6 protein-coding genes and 1 pseudogene are annotated in these 3,581 nt (G+C 32.8%); 1 reads left to right on the top strand and 6 read right to left on the bottom strand.

Going from position 1 to position 3,581, the window contains the following annotated elements; translation table 11 throughout:
- Positions 1–13 precede the first annotated feature (13 nt).
- Positions 14–346, bottom strand: a complete 333-nt coding sequence (locus AC06OU_RS03445) for a hypothetical protein (RefSeq protein ID WP_475854000.1) — start codon at positions 344–346, stop codon at positions 14–16.
- Between the two features lie 156 nt (positions 347–502).
- Here AC06OU_RS03445 and AC06OU_RS03440 point away from each other — a divergent pair, with 156 nt between their 5' ends.
- Positions 503–955: an NUDIX hydrolase gene (locus AC06OU_RS03440; RefSeq protein WP_475853998.1), complete on the top strand. Its 453-nt coding sequence runs from the start codon at positions 503–505 to the stop codon at positions 953–955.
- Positions 956–1,041: 86 nt separating this feature from the next.
- Here AC06OU_RS03440 and AC06OU_RS03435 read toward each other — a convergent pair whose 3' ends face one another.
- The 5 genes and pseudogenes from AC06OU_RS03435 to AC06OU_RS03415 form a co-directional block, all read right to left on the bottom strand.
- Positions 1,042–1,248 (bottom strand): hypothetical protein, encoded by a 207-nt coding sequence (locus AC06OU_RS03435; RefSeq protein WP_475853996.1) that lies wholly within the window; start codon positions 1,246–1,248, stop codon positions 1,042–1,044.
- A 152-nt stretch (positions 1,249–1,400) separates the two neighbouring features.
- The gene (locus tag AC06OU_RS03430) at positions 1,401–1,772 is read right to left on the bottom strand and encodes a hypothetical protein (protein WP_475853994.1); all 372 of its coding nucleotides are present in this window, start codon (positions 1,770–1,772) and stop codon (positions 1,401–1,403) included.
- Positions 1,769–2,557 (bottom strand): hypothetical protein, encoded by a 789-nt coding sequence (locus AC06OU_RS03425; RefSeq protein ID WP_475853993.1) that lies wholly within the window; start codon positions 2,555–2,557, stop codon positions 1,769–1,771. Before AC06OU_RS03425 ends, AC06OU_RS03430 begins: the two co-directional genes overlap by 4 nt.
- 53 nt (positions 2,558–2,610) lie before the next feature.
- Positions 2,611–3,066, bottom strand: a complete 456-nt coding sequence (locus AC06OU_RS03420; RefSeq protein ID WP_475853991.1) for a helix-turn-helix transcriptional regulator — start codon at positions 3,064–3,066, stop codon at positions 2,611–2,613.
- 97 nt (positions 3,067–3,163) lie between these two features.
- A pseudogene (locus AC06OU_RS03415) lies at positions 3,164–3,581 on the bottom strand (MFS transporter); the annotation flags it as partial.

The raw sequence follows: 3,581 nt of genomic DNA, 5'->3' as shown, positions 1-3,581 counted from the left end.
TAGACCTCTTTCATTAATCAATAAAATAAGGATAATAAGTGAATGCAGTTATGCAAAAGCTCACTACAATGAATAGCAGTAGTCCTAATACAATAGGAGATCCTCTAAATTTAAATTGAAAAGGTGTAACCCCGCCACCATCCTGTCCATTCCAGCCTTTCAAATGAGCGTTCTCTTCATTGCTATTTCTATTAGAATTAAGTTGAAGAAACCAGATGAGGCCAAATATCGCTAAACTACCAAGAAAAATGACATCTACGAATTTCCAATCTAATAGAATAGAAACTCCCCATAATATAGCTGTTTCTACTAGGACAGTAGCTAATATTATATATAAGTTTTTCACTCCGTGATCCCCCCACCTAAACATTTATTGTAATTATCTGTTAATATTATTATACTCTAAAATTTGTAAATTTAGTAAACATTTTTTCGCGTTTACTTTTATATTCAAAGAAGGTTTTTATAAATTAAAATAGTTTAAGGTGTAAGGAGGAATTTGATGCTAAATTATATGGATACACTACCAAAGGACAGAAGAATCGCTGGAGTTCATTGTATCCCCATAACCGAACAAGGCATGATTATGCTTTCGTGGGACAAGGCAGAACAGCAAATCACCACTATTGGTGGTCGTGTTGAAAATGATGAGAGTTTGGAGGCTGCTTTAGAACGGGAAGTGATGGAGGAGGTCGGAATTACATTAACAGATGAAAGAGTTCCATTTGCTTCCTGGTACTGGTCTTCTACCGATACATATTCAATTTGGTACCTATCAAAAATAAAAACACTTGGAAACTATGACTTTAACAATGAGAAAACGGGTTATATTATTAGTAATTTTAGTACATTTGAAATGATGATAAAACAGTTAGAGGGTGAGCAAGCATCTCGACTTCAAATTCTACAACTAGCAAAGAAAAAAGCTTTAGACATTAAATGGCTTACCAAATAAATTGCTATGGCCCCTCTTACTCTTTTGGCTATTTTAAAGTACAAAAAACCAATTCCTAGTTTAATACTTTCCATATTTTATTCTACTTATTTACTCTTCTTTAAAATAAACATTTCTCTTATAAAGGCACCGATCGCGACAGACATAAAGATTGTAGAAATTAAATTCATAACCCTTATAAATGTATGGGTCGTGTAAATAACTTGAACGCTTTGAACAATGACAATTAATCCGAATAAAACGATAGCTATAATTAAATATTTGGGAGTAACTTGTGTTGGCTCTTTTTTCAAGTAGCTTACAACCTTTCATACATTAGAGTAGTTGCTTCCATATAGCAATTTTTTTCTAGTTAGTATTATTAAGACGAGGATAAAATATATTCGTTTCAAAGATCGTACGGCGGAAATGATCATATCCCATTCTGAATACCAACTATTACTTATTATTTGAACGGTAATAGTAGCTCCGATTCTTCATATTTGGAATACATAGTGCCTATTAATCCCACTACGTCACATTTATCATCTTTACAACCAAAGATATATGCCTGCTCACTCGTATATACAATTACATCATAGTGATAAGGAAGTACCCCTCCCTTGTTTCTATCAACCATTTGATTGACTGCAAGAACTCCCTCTGATTCATCTATTGTTTCAAATTTCTGACTACTAATTACTAATTGTACCATTTCTCCTAAAATAACTTGATCTCTTTCGTTAGGTGTATACATCCCTTTCCAGAAAATATTGCCAAACAGCAATACATTTACACATAAACTTATAACTAAAATTAAAACAAACCACCTTTTCATCTTTTCCTATCCCTCCTACCAGTTAATCTAATGACAAACCATTGAGGGATACAATTTAAAAGGAAGATAATAAAAAATATAGTGGTTTGCCTAAATGGTTTAAAAAAATATCCCCACTCCTCTTTTATATCCATCATGTGTATAAAATATAAAGAACATATAGCGGATAGAATATTGCCTATAATTAGGACACGTACAAGTAAAAATGCTTTGCATATATATGCTAAAGCTGAAGTCACTATAATCATTAAAAGGTAACCAAGCAATGATCCTTCCGTATAATCCAAATACATGCCGTAGTAGCCAAAAGGCAAACAATAAAACAAAAGAACCAAAATTAGTAAACTTGTATTCCGTACTTTCCACTTATACTTTAAAAGGCTACCAGCTAAAATGGTTAGGTATAGGAGAGAAACTACAAAAGAAAAATTTCCGTAGCTCAAATTCAATAATTTGTTTAGTCCAAAAAGTGGAATGACAAAAATAATATACAAGGGATACTGTATATTCGCTAATACATCTAAGACAACATAATCGAAAAGATAATTTTCCATCACATTTACAACAAATATAATTAAGGTTGCTACAAATCCAATTCCAAACAAAGCAATCCCATTCTTTACACTCGAGTAATATAAAATACTTATTAAAAACAGTACAGAAATAGCTAAGTTGAAAATACTTATTCGATGGTCTGGAAATTTAACTGCAGGCATGAAATTAATAAGTAATGCACTGATGGAAATAATTACAATCACAATCAAAGATTTATTTATTTTATTCATAACAAAACTCCCCTTTAGTGTAATTTTACACTAAAGGGGAGTTTTAGACAACATTAAATTTTCTGACTAATAACATACCATTTATCTTTTGCTACCGCTTCATCAAACGTGCTAAGAATTCGATAATTTTCTTCATCTACTATTCGAAAATGCTTGCTAAGTACATTTTGCTGTAAGCGAAAACCATTTTTTTCTTCAACGTTTTTCCACCATATATAGCCACCTAATGTTTTATCCTTTGGACGTATAATCACATCGTGGGCAGTGAGCTCTATTACCTCCATAGGATCTCCACCAATATGATTTTGCAAGGTTGGGCTATCACGGAATAAGGCACATATAGCGATAGTGGTCGTCCAATTTGCTAGTGTCCTTCCCTTTTCTATTTGAACTAATGTTTTTTTGGAGATTCCTAGTAGCTCCGCCATTTTATCTTGTGTATAGTCGTTCTCTACTCTGACTAGCTTGAGGCTTTCAGAAGTAATATGTATTAAGAAATCACGATCCATGCAAATCACCTCGCGTTGTTTACACTCATTATAACTGATACAGTTCCAACAACATACAGAAAGCTCAGTAATATAACTGAGCTCCTGCATGACAACTTTAATTAAACAACCTTCTATTCTTTAAAACTACCAAGCTCACCAAAAGTAGTAGTACACCTGAAAGAATAAATACTATTCTTACGCCGACTAAATCTACTGCAATACCTATGGCTAAGGAAGATATACCAAACAGCCCAGTACCTACTGTACCTAAAGATGTATAAACAGTTACTAATTTCTCTTTCGGGATACTTCTCTGAATAATTGTTTGTTGCGGTATATTTTTCAGTTGGCTAGTTAGTCCAATCCCTACAGATAATAAAATCGCTAATAGCGGAAAACTTATTGAACCAAATAGTATGGTAAGAATACCGCTAATGAATGCGCCAAAGCCGATAAAATATCGCTTATAGGTATCTGTCACATTGGAATATTTCATACAAATAATGCTTCCTACTAATAATCCTATAAAAAAT

The sequence above is a fragment of the Psychrobacillus sp. genome (assembly GCF_056205495.1).
This window is presented reverse-complemented; position numbering and strand designations above follow the sequence as displayed.